The organism is Ruminococcus bromii (assembly GCF_928721825.1).
Classification (GTDB): Bacteria; Bacillota; Clostridia; order Oscillospirales; family Acutalibacteraceae; genus Ruminococcoides; species Ruminococcoides bromii.
In genome coordinates this window covers 529,746-550,334 of sequence record NZ_CAKMVP010000003.1, presented here as the reverse complement: position 1 = coordinate 550,334, position 20,589 = coordinate 529,746, and the positions used below count along the sequence as shown (strand labels likewise).

The following is a 20,589-nucleotide window of genomic DNA, read 5'->3' as shown; positions in this document are numbered from 1 at the left end:
GCAAATGCCTTATTTTTATAAATAAAATTTAATTATTCCTTGCCGTCCCAACAATAAGTACAGAGTTTGCATTTGTCAATTCCGCAGGAATCAAGCATATCGTCAAGCCTGTTAAAACGCAAGGATGTGAACTTGAGTTCTTTACAGATTTCATCAACCATCTGCTCGTATTTTTCAGAATCGGGATTTGTGTATTCCTGAAGAATTTCGTCTGTAACATTGCCGTTCTCAAGTCTTTCGATAACCCGTCTTGTGATGAGATCCATTTCAGAAGATGATCTTGAGAAGTTAAGATACTTACAGCCGTATACAAGCGGAGGACACGCAGGTCTGATGTGAACCTCTTTTGCACCGCTTTCAAAAAGATATTCCGTTGTTTCACGAAGCTGTGTGCCTCTTACAATTGAGTCGTCAATAAGAAGAAGACTCTTTCCTCTGATTAAATCCTCAACTGCGAGAAGCTTCATTTTTGCAATAAGATTACGCTGACTCTGAATTGTCGGCATAAATGATCTCGGCCAAGTAGGTGTATATTTAATAAACGGTCTTGAGAACGGAATTCCCGATGCATTTGCATAGCCTACTGCGTGAGCAATGCCTGAATCGGGTACACCTGCAACGATATCGGGCTTTACGGAATCTCTTTCAGCCATTTTTGCACCGCAGTTGTAACGCATTTGCTCAACACTTGTACCCTCATATGAGCTTGCAGGATAGCCGTAGTAAACCCACAGAAAAGTACAGATTTTCATTTTATCACCGGGCTTTTTGAGTGTAATGCAGTTTTGGTCTGTAATTACCGTAATCTCACCCGGTCCGAGTTCTTTATAATCATTGTAGCCGAGGTTTTTGTATGAGAAACATTCAAACGCCACACAAAATGCGTCTTCTTTTTTGCCGATTACAACAGGAGTTCTGCCGTACTTATCTCTTGCGCAATAGATGCCGTTTTTATTCATCAACAGGAGCGAAACAGAGCCGTCAACTTTTTCAAGAGCATAGCTTATGCCGTCAACAAGGTTTTCTTTTTGATTGATTAGAGTTGCAATAAGCTCGGTTGCGTTGATTTCACCGCCGCTCATTTCAAGAAAATGTGAACCGCCTTTTTCAAAAATTTCTTCAACAAGTTCATCTGTATTATTGATTTTGCTTACGGTGGTAATTGCATATGTACCGTGATGTGAACGAACAATAAGAGGCTGCGGTTCGTAGTCGGAAATACAGCCGATACCGAATTTGCCTTTCATATTCTGCATATCTTTATCAAATTTAGTTCTGAAAGGTGCATTTTCAATATTGTGGATTGATCTGTCAAATCCTTTTTCTTTGTCATAAACAACCATACCGCCTCTTCTTGTACCAAGGTGTGAATGATAGTCAATTCCAAAGTATAAGTCGAATACGCAGTCCTGTTTTGCTGCAACACCCATAAATCCGCCCATGTTTTTTCTCCTTTAACCTTTTTAATTCTGAATTAAAAGTATTTACAGTTTGCCGTTTTAGATTGTAAATACTGTTTGATTAAAATCAGACACATCAAAATTATAATATTATTTTCGGATTATGTCTATACTTTTGTCGAAAATTTTTGAATTACAGCACAAAAAAAACAGCAGAAATTTTATCTGCTGTTTAGGTTTATTCGATAAGTCCGTACTTAACTTTAATTCTGTCAAGCTTTTCAAGCATAGGTTCTGCTCCGAAAAACAGAAATATAACAGTCGAAACTGCGTGAACAATATCCATCGGAAAGCCCTGAACATAAAAAGTTATGAGCATATTTAGATTAAATGCGGAATGTGATGTGAGTGCCGAATAAAGGTTCATAAGTCCGCCGTAAATGACCATTGTGGCAATGAAACCGTAGATGCAGAGCGAAGTCCTTGTTCTGCCCAAAAGACCTTTCTTAAAGAGAATACCGCCAATGAAGCCTATTATCCCTGCCGCAAACATTTGCCACGGCGTCCAAGGTCCTTGACCGAACATAAGATTTGAAACAAGCATACTTACAGCACCGACAAGAAATCCCGATTCACCGCCGAATGCTACTCCCGAAATTATCACAATTGCCACAACGGGCTTGAACTGAGGCAACATTGTAAATGCAAGCCGCCCTGCAACTGCTATTGCACATAGAACGGAAATTATGACAAGCTCTCTCGCTTTTGGGTGCCTGCCTTCAAAAACAAGAAAAAACGGAACCATACATTCAATCATAACAAGAAGTGAAATAAAAAGATATTTCTGATCCTGAAGATATGTCATTCCTACAAAAATTGTAACTGGAATTGCAAGCAAAACCATAATTGCCATACTGACAGTTCTTTTACTCAGTTTTGAACTTTTTCTCGGCAGGTCAATCGGTCGTTTTGATTTTGTTCCGAAAGCAATCATAAGCAACGCAACAGATACTCCGATTATTCCCCAGTTGAACCAGGTAGGCAAAGTTTTTGCTGAAAAACTCGGAATATATTCCAGATTTACAATCAGACCGAGTATGAACAGTACTGCACCAAAAAATCCGCAGATTTTTTTTAAAAAAGAAAGCTTTTTATTTTCAGCTTTGTTTTTTTGGCGAGGAATATTTTCCGTGTCATTTTTAAAAAGGTCAATATCGGGTGTGTTTCTGTTAATTTGAACATCTCTGTTTTTACCTGTGCAGGCATATATGACATCATTTGATGATACTGCGCTATCTATTATGCCTTTTGACATTCGGCTTGCAGAGGTGGAATAAAAGCTGTTTGACGAAAAGAAGTTTCTCGGTGTACCTTCCGACACAACTTCACCGTTAAAAAACATCAGACAGCGGCTTGGATATACAGCGCAGAACTCTACATCGTGACTTACCATGAGAACGGTTATGCCGGCTTTATTGAGGTCGTATATAATCTGAGCAAACTCAATCTTGAATTCGGCATCAAGTCCCTTTGTAGGTTCATCAAGCAAAAGAATTTGGGGTCTTATGAGAAGAATTTTTGCAAGAGCCGCTCTCTGCTGTTCACCGCCGGATAAATCATAAGGATGGCGATTGCAGAGACTTTCAAGTCTGCACAGCTTTACCGCTGAGGTAACCCGTCTTTCTTTTTCCTCCTTGCTGATTTTTCTGCCGTCAAATACTTCGTACAAATCTTCAAGTACAGTTTTTTTCAAAAACAGTGTCTGAGGATTTTGCGGTAATACTGCTACGAGCGTGTCAAAAGAATTTTTGTTAAGCGGAGAGATTTCAACTTTGCCTCTGTATGGCTTGTTAAGTGAACAGATAATTGACAAAGCGGTTGATTTTCCCATTCCGTTACCGCCGAGTATAGCCGCAAATTCCCCCTGATATATTTTTAGCGAAAGACCTTTTAGTACATCTGCACCCGACTTTTCGTACCTGAACCAAATATCATTAAGACTTACTGCTTCTTTATCAGAATGTTTCTGAATGTTTTCGGGCGTGAGCTCATACATTTTATGATTTTGGGCATATTCCGAAAGCCACTTTTTGCCGCTTGGAACAGTTACGGGACAGTCGGTATTGTCATTTTCTGTAACAGCCTGCCATATCTGCATCGGAGCAGGCATAGAAAGAAATGTTTTACTGTCTTTTTCTTTAAGAATTTTCCCGACCTTTTGAGGAGAGTCAAAAGCTGAAATTCCGTTGTTTTCGATGACAAGCACCCTGTCTGAAAGCGGAAGCACCTCATCAAGTCTGTGTTCCGTTATTATTACCGTTGTCCCCAGTTCGTGATTTATGCGTGAAACGCAGTGCAAAAATTCGCTTGCCGCAATCGGATCGAGTTGGCTTGTCGGTTCATCCAAAATGAGAACGGACGGTTGCATTGCCATAATTGAAGCAAGGTTTAAAATTTGCTTTTGTCCGCCCGAAAGCTCAAGAACACTTTTTTCAAAATAATTTTGGATTCCGAAAAATGAAGCTGTTTCGGCAACTCTTTTTCGGATTGTATTGTTGTCATAACCAAGACTTTCAAGTCCGAAAGCAAGTTCGTGCCATACCTTATCGGTAACAATCTGATTTTCAGGTGATTGCATAACAAAGCCGATTTTACTGCTTTGCTCCCTGTGAGAAAGGTCTGATATAGGTTTTTCTTCAAAGAATATTTCTCCCGAAAGAACACCGTGCGGTGAAAGATCGGGTTTCAGATGTCTGAGAAGTGTGCTTTTTCCGCAGCCTGACGGACCGCAGACTGTGATAAACTCGCCTTCGTTTACGCTGAAAGTAATATCTTTAAGTACATCAACACCGGTTTCGGGGTATCGAAAGCTCAGATTTTTGATTGCATATGTTTCCATTTTAACCCCTCCCCAACATTTACAGATAACGGAATCAGCATTAAAAATGTGTAGAATATATAAAAAATAACACTTTGCACCGTAAACAAATCGCCCTTGATTGACGGATAGTATCTGAATTTTATTGCGTTTGTAAAAAGCAAAATCATAAGTACCAATCCGGTAAAAAGGATTGTGCAAAGCATAAATGCGTCTCTTTTGTCAAATTTATAAAGTGAATAGGATGTTCTGCCTTTAAGACCGTGACCTCTGCTTTTCATTGAATCGGCTGTTTCAATTGCGTTTTCAAGTGACCATGTTATCATAATCGAAAGGATTTTTACCGCATTTCTTATTCTTTGAAACAATGTTCCCTCGTTTATATCTCTGCCTATTGTGTGTTGTGCATTACGCACAAGCTTCATTTGTGCCGAAAACCTTGGAACAAAACGCAATGCCATTGAAATCACCAGACTCAATGACGGCATTATTCTGCCAAACAGGAAAACTACCTTGTCGGAAGTGATTACTGCATTGAATGAAGAAAACCACAAAACTGTTGACGAAAGCAAAAATGCACTTGCAATACCGTAAACGATTGATTCTAGGGTTAGTGGGTTATCCCACGGAAAATATGTGAGTATAGTCATTCCTTCATGATTAAAAACAGGATTTATGAGAACTATCAAGAGTATCATAGGCAAAAGAAAAACAAGTGACAATCTCACAGCTTTTTTGCCGTTAAGGTATAAAGCGGTTACAAGCGCACATAAAAAACTTACAGCAAGACAAACAGGGTTCATGATAAACATCGTGAACCCTATTGTAAGTGCAAAAAATATAAAATTGATAAAGGGGTGCATATTTGAAAAAGTATCCTTCATCATTATTCTCCTGTTGCGTATCCTCCGCCGACATCATAACCCAAATCACATGTATAACACCAGACTACATCATCGCCGTTTTTTAGCTCATATCGTGAACAGCCGTAATTTGGAAACCATTCATTGACTTTGTACATCCAGCCCGAAAGAGAACCACAGTCAAATTCGTAGAGGTTGTTAATTCCTTCAATATAAGCGGAATTATACATAGGAGTCCAGCTTGATTCCATATGAATATTGTTATCCATACAAACCCTTTTGAGAACATCAAAAACTGATTCGCCCTCTTTGAATTGAATCTTCTGTTTTTTGAAGATTATACCGTCCTTTGGAACGAGTTCAATTTTTTCGGGATCAAGGTCATCCATATTGTTAAGAATTGTTGAACAGGTTATTGTAAAGGTGCAATAAAGGTTTGTATCCTTTGTTTCCTGCTCCTGCGGCTCAACCGGCTTTGGTTTTCCCGACGGCACGGGATCGGTTTTGTACTTATCCTGTGTCGTAGGCTGAACATCATTCTTTTTGTTTGGCTTTGAAGAACTGTTTGATGAAGAAGACGGCTTTTTCTTATCCGAAGTACTGTTGCCTGAAACCTGCTCGGTTTTTTCACTTTTTTCAACAGAAGAACTGCTGCTGTTCTGCGAACTGACCTTGCTGTTCTTTTTGTCTTCGGAATTTTTATTGTCTTTTTCGTCCTTTTTATCTTTGTTGTCTTTGTTAGATTTTGTAGAATCGGTGGGGCTTTGAGTGATTTTCTCTGTTGCAGACACAGAAGTTTTTTCTGTGTCTGCACTTGTTGTCGATATTGAGGAAGCTGTTGACGCTGTTTGAACTTTACTGTCAGAAAGGTTGCCGCCTGCAAAAAATGTTGCAGTAAGTGCGGCAATACAAACGCAAACAGCAATTAAGAGTACTTGATTTTTCTTAACAAATTTTTTCAACTTTTCCATATTTACAATTAAGCTAATCAAGCATTTACAACAATTTTCTGAATAAGTGTTGCGTCAACTATATTGATAACGCCGTCACCGTTTACATCAGCTTTTATGTTAGAAACCTTTGAAAGTATCTCCAGACTGAGAACTGCCTTCTGAACAAGTGTTGCATCAACAACCGAAACTGTACCGTCAAGGTTAACATCGCCTACGGTATAATTTTCTGCAAGTCGGTCTGTCATATCATAGAGTGAAGTTTTGCCGTTTACAAGACGGTCAAATGAAACAAAAGCATAGAAACCCTGTTCAGTTGCCATCTGATTGTATGTTGTATCTGTATGACCGAATCCGTTTTCAGCGGAGAAATTCATCATAGCGTCAATGAGTGTGTTGCCGTTTTTGATGAATCTTTCATCATTTGTAGGATCAATTCCAAGGCTTGTAAGTGCAACGAGTACCTGTGCACAGCTTTCGCTGTTTACAGAGCCCCATGATGCAAATCCACCGTTTTCATTCTGTGCGTTTGACATTACTGCGAGTGCTTTATCAATTGCTTCTTTAACATCGCTGTTTGTTGAGTAGTAAGGAGCAAGTGCCTGAATTGCCATACCTGTCATATCAGGATCTGCAGTTGTACCGAAGAATGTCCAGCCACCGTTTGCTACCTGTGCATCAAGAATTGTCTGTACCAGTTTTTCTCTTGTTGTGGGATTTGCGGCGTCAGTCTGCGGAATTTCATAATCGCCCGTATCAAGTGCGATGAGTGCAAAGACAGGACCGTTGATACCCTGCTTCTTAACATAATCCATATCTGCAAGCGGTTCAAGAAGGTTATATGATGCAACATCCGTAACATCCTTACCGATTGCCGTAAGTGCAAGGATTACTCTTGAATTGTCTGTTGATTTAGTATTGTGAAGCTTTGCAGAACCCTTTTCTTCAACATACTTAACTGCATTCTGATAGTAACTGTCTGCAATTTCGTCTGTGATTTTACCTGCTCTTGCAAGACCGAGGACTGTCCACTCGCCGCCTACTGAAGAAACTGTGGGGGCATCCTGTGATGCGAGATATTTTGCAACCTCGTCAATTTTATTTGAAACTGTGTCAGCTGCGGAAGGAGCATATTTCACTGTGAATGTATATACAGTACCACCTTCACTTGTGTTCATTGACGGCCATGCAGTATCACCGCAACCTATGATAATTTTGTCACCGTCAGAAACATTAACCGTCTGACTTCTCTTGTAAAACACACTGTCGTCAGAAGGAAGATATTCATTCTTATATTTTCTTGTCTGGAAGTTTTTGTTAGTTGCAGTAGGAACTACATTTACATCAGCTGACGGTGTGCCGATTGTAAGTGTATAGTCTGTTACAGACGGATCAAATTTGCCTGTAAGCTCGGCACCTGTGATTTCAACCGATTTAACAGTTGTATCGTTATTTGCCCATGTACCACCGATATCCTCGCCGTAACCGTTTGAAGTATACATAATAGCGATTTCGTCACCGCTCTCAAGGTTGCCGCTTGCAACGGTAATATCAGCGAAACCGTAGTTTGTAAACCAATCGTTGAGTGTTCCCATCCAACCGCTCATTGCACCGCCGTCAGATGCAGCAAGACCGTTTATTGATGAGAAGTAATTACTCTCAGCACCCTCCTGTGTGTAGCCGTGATTGTTGAGTGCGTCAACAACCGCTGACATCATAGTAGAGTCATTATCAATGCTTACCCACTCGTCAACGAGAACGCCGTCCCACGGAGCGCCGTTTTCTACTGAGTATGTATCATTTCTGACAATTACTCTTACTTTTCCGTCTTCAACTGCGCTTACTGAAAGTGAAACCGTCATAAGTGACGAAATCATCATTACAGAAAGTACAATTGAGAGGATTTTTTTAAAAGATTTGTTCATAATGTTTTCCTCCATATTGTATTGTGTATATCGAAAGGCAAAATAAAAAGCCTTCCGTTTTGGAAGGCACAACAAACAAAACCATACAGGCCAAAAGTCTGTATAGATATGGTCGGCTGCACCTCTTCCCTGTCCAAGATTTGCAAAATCCGAGGCATACGGACAGCGACCTGACTTATGGCAATGCCAAATACAGTAATGACTGTTGCTTCGGATTCTCACCGAATTCTCTGTTATCTACTCTGCAAGATGCATTTTGAACCGTAAACCCATATTAAGTTATATACATTTTAAATCTGCATTTAATTATAACACCTGTTTATAGTCGTGTCAATTCCTTAAAATTTTTCTGATATCAGAGTTTATTCAGGTACGATATAAGTTTAGTTTATGGCCGGCTTTTTGTGTAACTCAGTTGTATGAATTGAATATCCTGTTAATAAAAAGTTGAAATTGGTGAATCAGATGAAAGAAAAATGTTCGCTTGACAAGTTACCGCTTGGAGTTACGGGGATTGTCTATCGTGTGAACTGTAATGAAAATATCAAAAACAGAATATTTGATTTTGGTATTATGGAGAACAGTCCTGTTATTCCCTTATTTACAAGTCCGTTCGGTGATCCGTCTGCGTATCTTGTTAAAAATGCCGTTGTGGCGCTGAGAAATAACGATTGCAAAAATATCATTGTTACTCCTGAATAAAAGGAGGCTTTTTATTGTTTTCTACGGATAAATCATCTTTTAATAAAAAGGATGTATCGGATTGCGATTACAAAATTTCACTTGCCGGTAATCCTAATGTCGGCAAGAGTACAATTTTTAACGAGCTGACAGGATTAAGACAGCACACGGGAAACTGGACGGGCAAAACAGTTGATTTTGCAAAAGGCTGTTGCAAAATCAAAGACGCAAGATTTTGTATTACGGACTTACCGGGATGCTATTCCCTGCTTTCATTTTCGGGCGAAGAGGCGGTAACAAGGGATTGTCTTATACAAAATCAAAATGACTGTGTTGTAATAGTAGTTGACTGCGGAGTTATTGAAAGAAATCTTTCGTTTGCATTGCAGGTATTATCTGTCACAAAGAATGCTGTTCTTTGTCTTAATCTTTGTGATGAGGCTGAAAAGAACGGCATAAAAATCGACTGCGACGAGTTATCGCTAAACCTTGGAATACCTGTTGTGAAAACCTGTGCAACAGACAAAAAAGGTCTGGATGAATTAAAAGAAGCAATCTATAATGTATGCAGCGGAAAGACAAAATGTTTTAGGGTAAAAAGGAATTTTGAAGGTGTTGATATACTATCCGAAAAAAACTACAAACAGAATATTGAAAAGCTTTCGCAGACCGGCAGCAAAATTTCAAATAACTGTGTAAAATATGAAAAATCAGAGTTAAATGCTTGTACAAGAAAGCTTGATAAAATACTTACAAGCAAAACCGCAGGAATACCGATTATGCTTGCAATGCTTGGCATATTGTTCTGGATAACGGTTGTCGGTGCAAATTATCCGAGCGAATGGTTAAGCAGTTTGTTCGGTTTTATAAAAGAAAAACTGTATGTTCTCTTTAATTTTTTACACGCCCCCGATGTTGTAACGGGACTTTTGATTGACGGAGTTTATACAACTCTGTCATGGGTGGTATCTGTAATGCTGCCGCCTATGGCTATATTCTTTCCGCTATTTTCGCTTGTTGAGGATTCGGGATATCTGCCGAGAATTGCATTTAATCTTGACAGGCATTTTTCAAAGTGCGGTGCTCACGGAAAGCAGAGCCTTACAATGGCAATGGGTCTTGGCTGTAATGCCTGTGGAGTTACGGGATGCAGAATTATTGAGTCGCCCAAGGAACGGCTGATTGCAATTCTTACAAATAATTTTATGCCGTGTAACGGACGGTTTCCCACAATTATTGCATTACTGCTAATGTTCTTTGCAGGTACGGCATTTACGCTGAGCAGTTCGATTGAGGTAGCGGCATTGTTGATTGGAATAATAGTTTTCTGCGTTTTTATAACACTTGTTATATCTAAGGTGCTTTCAGTCACAATATTGAAAGGCGAACAGTCCGGATTTGTGCTTGAACTTCCGCCGTACAGAAAACCGCAGATTTTAAAAACTATTGTCCGTTCGCTGTTGGACAGAACTTTATTTGTTTTAGGAAGGGCTGTTGCGGTTGCTGCTCCGGCAGGTGCGATAATTTGGATTCTTGCAAATGTGCATATAAGTGATGTTTCACTCTTGAAATATTGTACTGACTTTTTAGATCCGTTCGGCAGATTTATCGGGGTTGACGGCGTTATAATAATGGCATTTATACTTGGATTTCCTGCGAATGAAACCGTTATTCCGATTATAATTATGTCATATATGGCAAGCGGTACTCTTGTTGATTATTCAAGCTACGATCAGCTGTTTCAGCTACTCAGTATGAACGGCTGGACAATTACAACGGCTGTATGCACGATTATTCTTTGCATTCTTCATTATCCGTGTTCAACAACCTGTCTGACAATAAAAAAAGAAACAGGCAGCCTTAAATGGACGCTTGTTTCTATGGCTTTGCCTACTGCAATGGGAATTGTGCTTTGTATGATTACAGCAGGTGTTATGAGATTATTTTAAGTCAATAACTTCAAAATCATCGGGAACAAATATATTTCCGTTAAAAACTGTTCTTGCCTCTGAAGTATATGTTCTTTTGCGTGTTTGAAGTGTTTCGTCCTCGGTGTGATACAGGATAAGATTTTTTGCAAAAAGACTCTCTGCAAGTTTTCCGGCATCAAGTGCTGTGCTGTGGAATTTTTCGTAAGGCTTAAAAATATCTTTTTGACTGTAAAGACAAAAAGCTTCACACATAAGATAATCACAGTTTTGAACAAAATTTCTGCATTTTTCATTGAACGGTTCATCACCGAGACAGGCGAGAACTTTTCCTGACGGAAAAACAGCCTTGAATCCGAATTGCTTTGTTTTGTCTGAAAATATATCAAAGAAAGTGAGTCGGATACTGCCGGCATTTTGTTTTTCACCGTCTTTTACTTCATTGATGAAAATTTTAGTATTGATATTTTTGAGAAATTTCGGTGCAAGTGTGTGGTTGCAAATTGCCGTGATTGAATCAACACATTCATCGTGGCAGTAAATATTAAAATTACCGTCATATTTGCCTGAATTCATAAGAGCGCTTATTTGCCTTATTACCCACACGGCACCTAAAATATGATCGGTGTGAGAATGAGTAATAAACATTGTCTTTATGCTGTTCCAAGCTACTCCGGATTTCTTAATTGCGGATAAAATTCCGTTTCCGCCACCTGCGTCAACAAGAAGACAGTCGTTTTCGGATTTCAGAAGGAAACAGGTATTATAACAGTCGGTAACCATCGCACTTCCTGTGCCGAGCATAATAATTTTTTCGTTCATACAGCACCTCGAAAATACAGGCAGATACAAGAAAAATGTATCTGCCTGAAAATTTTATTGTAATTTTATTCTTCTGCTTCTGCAACTTTCATCATAATGGCACATTCCATTCTTTTTCTGAAAAGCTCACAGCCGTATTCGTAAATACCTGTGATTGAGCCTGTTGCATGATAAGCGTTTGCGGCACAACCGCCGCTGCAATAAAGTCTTGCCCAGCAGTCTTTGCAGTCAGGACGGGCGTATGCGTTACAAAGCTTAAATTCGTCCTGAATTTTTGTGTTTGAAACACCGTTAAAAATATCGCCGAGCTTGTACTTTTCATCGCCTACAAATTGATGACAGGGATAGAGGTCGCCCCAAGGTGTTACAGCCATATATTCTGTACCCGAACCGCAACCCGAGATTCTCTTATAAATGCAAGGGCCGCCTGTAAGGTCAATCATGTAGTGATAGAAGGTGAGCGGTCTGCCCTCTTTTTCACGCTTGAGCATTTCCTTTGCAAGAATTTCGTATTGCTCAAAAAGAACAGGCAAATCGTCATATGTAAGTGCATACGGGTCATCGGGAGCACATACAACCGGCTCCATTGAAAGCTCTGTAAATCCCAAATCCGCCATATGGAAAATATCGTTTGTGAAGTCTGTGTTATTATGTGTATAAGTGCCTCTTACATAGTAACCCTTGTTGCCTCTTTTTTTGACAAATTCCTGAAATTTCGGAACGATAATGTCGTAACTGCCCTTGCCGTTTACAGTTTTGCGAAGATGGTCATGCACTTCTTTTCTGCCGTCAAGGCTGAGAACTACATTGTGACATTCTTTGTTTGCAAATTCAATTACATCGTCATCAACAAGCATACCGTTTGTTGTAAGTGTAAAACGGAAGTTTTTGTTGTGTTCCTTTTCAATGCTTCTTGCATAGGCAACAATCTGCTTTACAACATCAAAGTTCATAAGAGGTTCTCCGCCGAAGAAGTCAACCTCAAGGTTTACTCTGCTGCCTGAATTTTCAATGAGAAAGTCAATTGCTCTCTTGCCCACTTCAAAGCTCATCAGCGCTCTCTCGCCGTGGTATTTGCCCTGGCTTGCAAAACAGTATTCGCAGTTAAGGTTACAGGTGTGAGCAATGTGCAGACAAAGCGCTTTGATTACTGTGTTTCTCTTTTTAAAGTCAAATGCAAGGTTTTCGTACTTGTCGTCTGTAAAGAGCTTTCCTTGTTCCTCAAGCTCTTTTACATCTTCAATGCAGTCGGAGATTTCTTCTTTTGTAATCTCAGGATTGTCTGCATATTTTGAAAGCATTTCGTCGATTATCTGTTCTTTTGTTGCGTTTTTGTACATTGCAATAACATCATAAGCAAGGTCATCGACTGCGTGTACACTGCCGCTGTAAACATCAAGAACTATGTTGTATCCGTTAAGTTTATACTGATGAATCATAATATCTCCGTTAGACAAAAGGAAAGCCGTTAACCCTTTGGGAAAACGGCGATAATCCTTAATAATCAAATTAAAATAGAATTATTTCTCGCTCATGCACTTTTCGCACTGCTGGTTAGCAACGCCGCAAGATGTCTTACAAGCTGACTGACATGAAGTCTGGCACTCGCCGCAACCGCCTGTCTTAACGCTCTTCTTAAGGTCACGAGTTTCGATAGTTTTAATTCTCTTCATAATAAATCAAACTCCTTGTTAGATTTTGTTAGTTTAATATTATCACACAGTCATTGATTTGTCAATCTTTTTTAACTACGCTTATGTAGTTCGTCATACCGCCTTTTGTTGACATAATCTCAACCTTGCAGGCTGAAAGATATTCAATGTAATTTATAAGTTCCTTGCTTATAATTTCACCGGGTACGATGAGGGGAATTCCGGGTGGATATGCCCAGATATATTCGGCAGAAGTTCTGAATTCCGAATTTTGAAACGGAATAGTTTCTTTGTTGAATTTGTACAACTCGCAGGCATTGAAATTTTTACCTGTATAGAGATTTTTTAACGGAACACGCTCGGTGTCGGCTCCTTTTGAAAGTTCGCTGTCAATTGAAATCAGAGCGTCTGAAAGCATATCAAAAGCTTTTTCGGTGTCACAAACAGATGTCATGACAATTACATAGTCCGAATATGCCATTTCGGTTTCAATCTGATAGTTATTTCGCAGTATTTCGGCAAGCTTTGTTCCCGAAATATTTGCGTTCGCTGTTGAAATTACAATTTTGCCGATATCATAATCAAAATCAGTATCGCTTTTATCATAAATTTTCAGATATTTTAGATTTTCAAGTTTTTCTCTGACCGTTTTAAGATTGCAACAATATTCCTTGAATTTATCTTTGCTGTTTTCGCAGAAATCAAGACATTTTTCGATTGAACTCATTAAAATATATGACGGACTGCTTGTTTCAAATACAGCCAAATTTTCAGCAAGAATTTCAGAAAGCTCGCTGTCATTTGTTATGAGCAATGCAGTTTGAGTTAATGACGGCAAAGTTTTGTGCAGACTCAATACTGCGGCGTCTGCACCGCAGTTAAGTGCTTCATCGGGAAAACTGTCCGAAAACGGAAAATGCGCTCCGTGAGCTTCGTCAACAAGTAATTTTGCTCCGTGTTTGTGACAGATTTCGGAGATTGACTTTATATCCGAAACAACTCCTTCATATGTAGGCGAAGTTATGATCACAAGTCTGATTTCATCATTGTGTTTTGTAAGTTTATCTTCTATATCGCAAGGTGAAACCGATGTAAGAATATTGTATCTGCTGTCTGTATCGGGAAAAATGTAATCGACATTGAGATTAAACAATTCTGCTGAATTATATACAGATTTGTGGCAGTTACGAGCCATTAAGATCTTGTCGCCTTGATTTGTCATTGAGCGAATTGCTGAAAGTATTCCGCCTGTTGAACCGTTAATCAGAATGAAAGCATTTTTTGCATTGTAAAGTTTTGCAGCCTTTTTCTGAATTTCATCAATAACTCCGTTTGGTGAATGGAGATTATCAAAATCATGAATTTCGGTTATGTCGATATTATACGGTATTATACCCTCTTCTGTAATGTCCGTTCTTTTGTGTCCGGGCATATGAAAAGGATATATGCCGCTTTTTGAATAATTTTTAAGCTTGTCGTACAGCATATATCCTCCGATATTTTAAATATTTAGTTTGTACCGAACTCAGCGAGTTCAAGTCCCTTGTTGTGTTCAAGCGCCCAGTTTATGCTCCAGTAGCTTGTAAAGAGCAAAAGATGATTGCCTTTAAGATCCTGAATTTTCTTAGTATCGGACGCAAGGTCGAGAGTTTTCGGATCAATGTCATCGTTTACAATCCAACGGATAAATTCATATGGGAGTGTTTCCATAATGATATCACAGTTGTACTCGTTTTGAAGTCTATATTTAAGAACATCAAACTGAAGTACGCCTACAACGCCAACGATAACTTCCTCCATACCTGCATCAAGCTCCTGGAAAATCTGAATTGCACCTTCCTGTGCAATCTGACTTGTACCCTTGATGAACTGTTTGCGCTTCATTGTGTCTTTCTGACGGACAAGTGCAAAGTGTTCGGGAGCAAATGTAGGAATTCCCCTGAACCTTACCTTGTGTCCCGGTGAACAGATTGTGTCACCGATTGAGAAAATGCCCGGATCAAACACACCGATGATGTCGCCCGCATATGCCTCGTCAACAATTTCTCTTTCCTGAGCCATAATCTGCTGTGGCTGTGAAAGACGCATTTTTTTGTTGCCCTGAACATGGAACACTTCCATATTCTTTTCAAACTTGCCGCTGCAGATGCGCATAAATGCAACTCTGTCACGGTGAGCCTTATTCATGTTTGCCTGAATTTTGAAAACAAATGCAGAGAAAAAGTCTGACATAGGCTCAACCTTTTCATTAACTGTTTCTCTTGGCAGAGGTGGAGTTGTGAGCTGTAAGAACTGTTCAAGGAATGGTTCAACACCAAAGTTTGTAAGAGCCGAACCGAAAAATACAGGAGTAAGCTGACCGTTGCGGACTGCTTCAAGGTCAAATTCATCGCCTGCACCGTCAAGAAGTTCTATTTCATCAAACAAATCCTGCTTATGATAGTAGCCTATTGTATCTTCAAGGGCAGGATCGTCAAGCGTAAGTTCTTTCTTTTCAACTTCTTTCTGACCGTTATTAGCGGTGAAAGCAAGGATTTTCTTAGAATTTCTGTCATACACACCCTTGAATTCCTTACCTGAACCGATTGGCCAGTTTACGGGATAGGTGTGAATTCCGAGAACATTTTCAATGTCTTCAAGAAGGTCAAAAGAATTTTTGGCATCTCTGTCCATCTTGTTGATGAATGTAATGATAGGAATATTACGCATTACACAGACCTTGAAAAGCTTGATAGTCTGTTTCTCAACACCCTTTGAACCGTCAATTACCATTACGGCAGAGTCTGCCGCCATAAGTGTACGGTAGGTATCTTCAGAGAAGTCCTCATGTCCCGGTGTGTCAAGAATATTTATGCAATAACCGTTATATTTAAACTGCAAAACCGATGATGTAACAGAAATACCACGCTGTTTTTCAATTTCCATCCAGTCGGACACAGCATGCTTTGCGGTTCTTTTGCCTTTTACCGAACCTGCAAGGTTAATTGCTCCGCCGTAGAGCAAGAGCTTTTCCGTAAGTGTTGTTTTACCCGCATCAGGATGCGAAATAATCGCAAAGGTTCTGCGCTTGCTGATTTCTTCTTTAAATGAACTCATATCTTTCTTCCCTTCGGAGGTTAAGTATATCCACAATTTTATATTTTACTATTTTTGGATGGTATATGTCAATAAAGAATGAAGAAAATGTGAGAAAAATAATTGCTACAAAAACTTGACAAATTTGTAAATATATTGTAATATATTGGTACAGAAGGACTTAATGTGATTTTTCCTATTTTTTCATATACCTTCCAAATCGAGGCAGAAACTTGTGTTTCTGCCTCAAAATCATTTATGAGGTTTTTTATGAGTAATTCTATCGGTCTTTACATTCACATACCATTTTGTAAGCACAAATGTCCGTATTGCGATTTTTTCAGCGGCAATGCAGATGAAAATGCTTTCGATAATTATGTGATTGAATTAAAAGATAAAATAAAATACTGGTCTGAAAAAGCCAAAAGAGATGTTGCAACCGTATATTTCGGCGGCGGTACGCCGAGTGTTTTGGGTGCAGACAGACTTTGTGATATTCTTGATTTTATCAAGTTTAATTTTAATATTCAAAATAATGCCGAGATTACGGTTGAAGTCAATCCCGACTCCGCCAAAACTATTGATTTTGAAAAAATGTATGCCTGCGGATTCAATCGCATTTCAATGGGAATGCAGACTGCTGTTGAAGATGAATTAAGGCTGCTTGGGAGAATTCACAGCATTGATGATGCAAAGACTTCTGTTGAAAGGGCTAAAAGTGCGGGATTTAATAATATTTCACTTGATTTGATGATGGGAATCCCTAATCAGACAATTGAAAGCCTTGAAAAATCAATCAGTTTCTGTGCCGATTGCAAAGTTACTCATATTTCATCATACATTTTGAAAATCGAGGAGAATACTCCGTTTTATAAGGTGCAAAATAAACTTAAGCTTGCCGATGATGATATGCAGGCTGAAATGTATCTGAAAGCTGTTGAAATGCTTGATTCTCTCGGGTACAAGCAATATGAAATTTCTAATTTTGCAAAACAGGGTTATGAAAGCCGACATAATACCAATTACTGGAGATGCGGTGAATATATCGGCATAGGTCCGTCCGCACACTCATTTTTTGAGGGCAAAAGGTTCTTTTATTCGAGAAGCATGGATGATTTTAATAACAATAAGCTGTCTTTTGAAGGTACGGGCGGAGATGAGGAGGAATTTATTATGCTCTCGCTCAGGCTGAAAAGCGGTCTTAATTATTCTGAATTTGAGGAAAAATTCGGATACACCCTCCCCTCTTACATTATCAAAAAAGCTAAAGAGTATGAAAAATACGGCTATACAAATGTTACGGATAAGTCAATCAGCTTTACACCGAAAGGTTTTCTTGTTTCAAATTCAATAATCAGTGAACTGATATAAAAAACGCTCCGAGAATAAATTCGGAGCGTTAATTTTATGTTATGAATTTGTATGTCAGATTAGTACAATGAAGAGTATGAACCGCCGCCGATGAGCGATGTAAGAACACTTGTTGCAAATGTACTTGTGTTAAATGACCACATAGTAAGTTCTGCGCCGATGAAGAATACAATCATAAATGCAACGGCAACGATGAGTGTGAGAATTAAAGTGAATAATGCAGAGTTCTTTGCTTCGGGAACATTATCTTTTACCTGATTTACAAGTGAAATAACAAGGTAAAGCATAACGATTACGAAGAAGAACAGGAACATATATACGCTGATTAACGCGCAAAGACCTGCCAAAATCCAACCGATTGATGCCGGAATAGATTCAATTGAAAATGTGATGAATGAATCAATAAATGCTTTGGCTGTGTTTTCTTCGGTTTTGTATTTCTTTACATATGCAAAGAGAATAACAGAATAGAAGCCGCCGATAAGGACAGCAGTAACAAGACTTACAAGAAGTGTTTTCGGAAAATCAAGTCCGCTCATAGAAAGCATAAGAAACATATTGCCAAGAATGAGTGCAATAAAGAAAATTGCCAAGAAAAGAGCGCCGAGAACGATGTCTTTTTCAGACTTTGCTGTTTTGATAACAGTTTTGGAATCCTTAAAGAATGAAGTGAACACAACAGGAATGTTCTTTAAAGCCTTAACAAAAGCATTTTCCCCAATGGGTGCTGTGTTATTTACGGCATAAGGCGACTGCTGTGTCTGTGGGCTTTGCGGCTGTGCATACTGTTGCTGAACAGGGTTCTGATACTGTGGCTGTTGTGGTTGAACAGGCTGCTGGTACTGAGGCTGTGCCTGTGCATTTGCCTGCTGAGCCTGTGCTTGAGCGGCTCTTGACTTTTCGCAGTTGCAAACAGCATTGTCTTCAAGCTGTGCTCCGCAATATTTACAGAATTTCATTGTGATTCCTCCAAGATAAAATAATATGTAACAGGTCTTATAGCTACCTGTTGTTTGTTTATTGAGAAGTGATAACATCAACGCTCACATTATATCACAAATTACAGCAATAATTCAATGTTTCTTACAATTTTTTAATTTTTTACACTATAGAAAATTATATGTTAAAATAATGAAATGATGTACAGTTCGCAAATAATGACAATAAAACAGCGGCAAAAACTATAAACTTTAGTTTTTGCCGCTGTGGTTTAGTAATAATACCTTATAAATTTTATATTGTAGTAATCACAGGTTGTGATGTCGTTGGTGTCAATCTCATTTATAAGGATATAATCCTGGGCAACACCTAAAAGATAGCCTGTTTTCTGAACAATTGTGTTTGCTCCCATGAGAAAATCAACGGTGATTCTTCTTCCGATTTGTGTTCGCATAAAACCGTTGTGATATCTCAGATTTTCGGCTGTTACAGGAAACGGATATTGATAATCACTCATCGACATTCCAATATTCTGCCTTATCGGCGTTGCAACGGTGGCACCGGGGCTCGCCGTTGTAGCAGGGGTTACAGGCAAAACAGGTATAGATGCATCTATTTTTTTTAAGTCCTTAATGAACGGTATATTTTGAAGACTTCCGCTGTATTTATTTATATTTTCAGGTTGTTCTTCTGATGTACTTCCGCCCTCTTCATATGCTATTTCTGCCTGTTCAAGCGAGGGATTGTCATTTGATTTTTGAACTTTTTCTGTCTTATCGGGGTGTGCAACAGACGGTGCACCCGGATTATGTCGCATAATTTCGTCAATCGCAGGAATATAACATCCGATATCCGCTGTGTTTGACGGACATGAATTGTTGAGGCAGGCTTTGTTTTTGTCAAGTCCGTAATGATGTTCGGGATTAATCTGATTTGCCGTAGGAGTTGTATTAACTGCCATATTTGAAGAATTATCCATTAAGCTATGCTCCTTTATGTTTTGGAATAAGCCTCGGTAGGCGAATAAAAGCAATGATCCCCTACCCTGTTGTAAATTACTCCGTTGTTTGACGGAAAAAATGTTGGGCAGGTATCTGAAAATGGATTAAAATAGAAAATTGAATTTCCGACAGATGAATCGGTATTGCCCGCCAATGCCCAATCGGCAATGTTATAGTGAATTTCGTCAGGGCGTATATTGTAAACATTCTGAGGATTATATTGTCCTCCGACAGTTGTTTTAAGACAGGTAAATTGATTTGGTTGTTCCATTATGGCACGGAAATCTCCGCCCTTGCTGACTCTTGCAAATTCCCCGTTTGGAACACGGGTTCGGTTTACAATTACTGATGCAACGGCACGCATTCCGTTTTCACCTTCCCCACCTGCCTCACATTTTAAAAGCCTTGCAAGCAATTCTCTTGTACTCAATGCCACCTTTTTTCACCAACCGTTATTTTATTCAATGATATTTTATGCATAAAATAACTTGTTGTTACAAAGAAAAAGCTTGCGATAAATGTGTTATTCACACAGACAGAAAATTCTGTTTTATAGTAGCAACTCAGACGGTGTTCGATAATCTTTTGAGATGCCAACTACAACATTTATTCAGATTAGCTGTTGCTGTCTACCGCTTTACTTGCTTTTGCAGGGCTATTTTGCCAATCACCGAACCATCAGATAAATTGTATGCTTTGAGTAATATTATTGATTTTTTATTGACACTATCATCAATAGTGCGTATAATGATATCAGGACCCGAATTTTTAAGTCGGCTGGGTAATTGGTACCCTGACTTCTTAAAAATATTCTGGGTTCTTTTTTGTCTAAATACTTTCTTGCTATCATAATTGTTTTCCTCTAATTTAATTATAAAATTTGCGATTTTGTTGCCATCGGTTTTATTATAATCTATATTTCCGATTGCATAAACCTTTTCTAAAGGATTATCGTCAAAAGTATTGTCGTAGATGACTAATTTGTATTGATACTTTGAGTTTTCTTCACACTCAACAAGAATTGAGTTATCATTTATTCTTAATCCCGAATCAAGTCCTGTTGACATAGCGTGCGTGAATTTCCGCCATTCTTCTGCCGTTAAG

At 38.9% G+C, this 20,589-nt stretch carries 17 protein-coding genes; 3 read left to right on the top strand and 14 right to left on the bottom strand.

Annotation, left to right across the window (positions count from 1 at the left end):
• Nucleotides 1-32: 32 nt before the first annotated feature.
• The 5 genes from QDI94_RS02855 to QDI94_RS02835 all read right to left on the bottom strand — a co-directional run bounded on the left by QDI94_RS02855 (nt 33) and on the right by QDI94_RS02835 (nt 8,016).
• Nucleotides 33-1,442, bottom strand: a complete 1,410-nt coding sequence (locus QDI94_RS02855; RefSeq protein WP_278476048.1) for an amidophosphoribosyltransferase — start codon at nt 1,440-1,442, stop codon at nt 33-35.
• A 196-nt stretch (nt 1,443-1,638) separates the two neighbouring features.
• On the bottom strand, nt 1,639-4,299 hold the full coding sequence (locus QDI94_RS02850; RefSeq protein ID WP_278866971.1) for an ECF transporter S component: 2,661 nt from the start codon (nt 4,297-4,299) through the stop codon (nt 1,639-1,641).
• Nucleotides 4,272-5,162 (bottom strand): energy-coupling factor transporter transmembrane component T, encoded by an 891-nt coding sequence (locus QDI94_RS02845; protein ID WP_278866968.1) that lies wholly within the window; start codon nt 5,160-5,162, stop codon nt 4,272-4,274. The genes QDI94_RS02850 and QDI94_RS02845 overlap by 28 nt, the downstream gene beginning before the upstream one ends.
• A 2-nt stretch (nt 5,163-5,164) precedes the next feature.
• Nucleotides 5,165-6,112: a DUF4430 domain-containing protein gene (locus tag QDI94_RS02840; protein WP_278866966.1), complete on the bottom strand. Its 948-nt coding sequence runs from the start codon at nt 6,110-6,112 to the stop codon at nt 5,165-5,167.
• A gap of 17 nt (nt 6,113-6,129) precedes the next feature.
• Entirely contained in the window at nt 6,130-8,016 is a 1,887-nt protein-coding gene (locus tag QDI94_RS02835; protein ID WP_278866964.1) for a dockerin type I domain-containing protein, read from the bottom strand.
• A 465-nt stretch (nt 8,017-8,481) separates the two neighbouring features.
• Between QDI94_RS02835 and QDI94_RS02830 the strand changes: the two genes are divergently transcribed.
• Nucleotides 8,482-8,718 carry a FeoA family protein gene (locus QDI94_RS02830; protein ID WP_117519705.1) on the top strand — a complete coding sequence of 79 codons (237 nt, stop codon included), beginning with the start codon at nt 8,482-8,484 and terminating at the stop codon, nt 8,716-8,718.
• A 14-nt stretch (nt 8,719-8,732) separates the two neighbouring features.
• Nucleotides 8,733-10,646, top strand: a complete 1,914-nt coding sequence (gene feoB, locus QDI94_RS02825; protein WP_278866961.1) for a ferrous iron transport protein B — start codon at nt 8,733-8,735, stop codon at nt 10,644-10,646.
• Here feoB and QDI94_RS02820 read toward each other — a convergent pair.
• The 5 genes from QDI94_RS02820 to QDI94_RS02800 form a co-directional block, all read right to left on the bottom strand.
• Nucleotides 10,638-11,447 carry an MBL fold metallo-hydrolase gene (locus QDI94_RS02820; protein WP_278866958.1) on the bottom strand — a complete coding sequence of 270 codons (810 nt, stop codon included), beginning with the start codon at nt 11,445-11,447 and terminating at the stop codon, nt 10,638-10,640. The two genes, feoB and QDI94_RS02820, sit on opposite strands and share 9 nt — an antisense overlap.
• A gap of 65 nt (nt 11,448-11,512) precedes the next feature.
• Nucleotides 11,513-12,886, bottom strand: a complete 1,374-nt coding sequence (gene scfB, locus QDI94_RS02815) for a thioether cross-link-forming SCIFF peptide maturase (protein ID WP_278866955.1) — start codon at nt 12,884-12,886, stop codon at nt 11,513-11,515.
• An 81-nt stretch (nt 12,887-12,967) separates the two neighbouring features.
• Nucleotides 12,968-13,120: a six-cysteine ranthipeptide SCIFF gene (scfA, locus tag QDI94_RS02810; RefSeq protein WP_015523845.1), complete on the bottom strand. Its 153-nt coding sequence runs from the start codon at nt 13,118-13,120 to the stop codon at nt 12,968-12,970.
• Nucleotides 13,121-13,181: 61 nt separating this feature from the next.
• Nucleotides 13,182-14,585, bottom strand: coding sequence for an aminotransferase class I/II-fold pyridoxal phosphate-dependent enzyme (locus tag QDI94_RS02805; RefSeq protein ID WP_278866951.1), 1,404 nt, complete (start codon nt 14,583-14,585; stop codon nt 13,182-13,184).
• A gap of 23 nt (nt 14,586-14,608) precedes the next feature.
• Complete coding sequence (locus QDI94_RS02800; RefSeq protein WP_278866948.1) at nt 14,609-16,195, bottom strand: peptide chain release factor 3; 1,587 nt, start codon at nt 16,193-16,195, stop codon at nt 14,609-14,611.
• A 249-nt stretch (nt 16,196-16,444) separates the two neighbouring features.
• Here QDI94_RS02800 and hemW point away from each other — a divergent pair, with 249 nt between their 5' ends.
• Nucleotides 16,445-17,545, top strand: a complete 1,101-nt coding sequence (gene hemW / locus QDI94_RS02795) for a radical SAM family heme chaperone HemW (protein ID WP_278419625.1) — start codon at nt 16,445-16,447, stop codon at nt 17,543-17,545.
• Nucleotides 17,546-17,604: 59 nt separating this feature from the next.
• On the opposite strand, the gene QDI94_RS02790 is transcribed toward hemW, so the two are convergent.
• The 4 genes from QDI94_RS02790 to QDI94_RS02775 form a co-directional block, all read right to left on the bottom strand.
• Entirely contained in the window at nt 17,605-18,504 is a 900-nt protein-coding gene (locus QDI94_RS02790; RefSeq protein ID WP_278866945.1) for a hypothetical protein, read from the bottom strand.
• A 251-nt stretch (nt 18,505-18,755) separates the two neighbouring features.
• A complete protein-coding gene (locus QDI94_RS02785; RefSeq protein WP_278866942.1) occupies nt 18,756-19,463 on the bottom strand; it encodes a hypothetical protein in 708 nt (235 codons plus the stop codon).
• A gap of 14 nt (nt 19,464-19,477) precedes the next feature.
• Nucleotides 19,478-19,921: a cell wall hydrolase gene (locus QDI94_RS02780; RefSeq protein WP_046432708.1), complete on the bottom strand. Its 444-nt coding sequence runs from the start codon at nt 19,919-19,921 to the stop codon at nt 19,478-19,480.
• A gap of 193 nt (nt 19,922-20,114) precedes the next feature.
• The gene (locus QDI94_RS02775) at nt 20,115-20,552 is read right to left on the bottom strand and encodes a hypothetical protein (RefSeq protein ID WP_278866939.1); all 438 of its coding nucleotides are present in this window, start codon (nt 20,550-20,552) and stop codon (nt 20,115-20,117) included.
• Between the last annotated feature and the right edge of the window lie 37 nt (nt 20,553-20,589).

Coding starts and splice junctions, on each gene's coding strand:
- QDI94_RS02790 (WP_278866945.1), bottom strand. CDS start 18,504: ATGAAATTCTGTAAATATTGCGGAGCACAGCTTGAAGACAATGCTGTT.
- scfB (WP_278866955.1), bottom strand. CDS start 12,886: ATGATTCATCAGTATAAACTTAACGGATACAACATAGTTCTTGATGTT.
- hemW (WP_278419625.1), top strand. CDS start 16,445: ATGAGTAATTCTATCGGTCTTTACATTCACATACCATTTTGTAAGCAC.
- QDI94_RS02845 (WP_278866968.1), bottom strand. CDS start 5,162: ATGAAGGATACTTTTTCAAATATGCACCCCTTTATCAATTTTATATTT.
- QDI94_RS02850 (WP_278866971.1), bottom strand. CDS start 4,299: ATGGAAACATATGCAATCAAAAATCTGAGCTTTCGATACCCCGAAACC.
- QDI94_RS02775 (WP_278866939.1), bottom strand. CDS start 20,552: ATGTCAACAGGACTTGATTCGGGATTAAGAATAAATGATAACTCAATT.
- scfA (WP_015523845.1), bottom strand. CDS start 13,120: ATGAAGAGAATTAAAACTATCGAAACTCGTGACCTTAAGAAGAGCGTT.
- QDI94_RS02785 (WP_278866942.1), bottom strand. CDS start 19,463: ATGGATAATTCTTCAAATATGGCAGTTAATACAACTCCTACGGCAAAT.
- QDI94_RS02840 (WP_278866966.1), bottom strand. CDS start 6,112: ATGGAAAAGTTGAAAAAATTTGTTAAGAAAAATCAAGTACTCTTAATT.
- QDI94_RS02805 (WP_278866951.1), bottom strand. CDS start 14,585: ATGCTGTACGACAAGCTTAAAAATTATTCAAAAAGCGGCATATATCCT.
- QDI94_RS02855 (WP_278476048.1), bottom strand. CDS start 1,442: ATGGGCGGATTTATGGGTGTTGCAGCAAAACAGGACTGCGTATTCGAC.
- QDI94_RS02800 (WP_278866948.1), bottom strand. CDS start 16,195: ATGAGTTCATTTAAAGAAGAAATCAGCAAGCGCAGAACCTTTGCGATT.
- QDI94_RS02835 (WP_278866964.1), bottom strand. CDS start 8,016: ATGAACAAATCTTTTAAAAAAATCCTCTCAATTGTACTTTCTGTAATG.
- QDI94_RS02830 (WP_117519705.1), top strand. CDS start 8,482: ATGAAAGAAAAATGTTCGCTTGACAAGTTACCGCTTGGAGTTACGGGG.
- QDI94_RS02820 (WP_278866958.1), bottom strand. CDS start 11,447: ATGAACGAAAAAATTATTATGCTCGGCACAGGAAGTGCGATGGTTACC.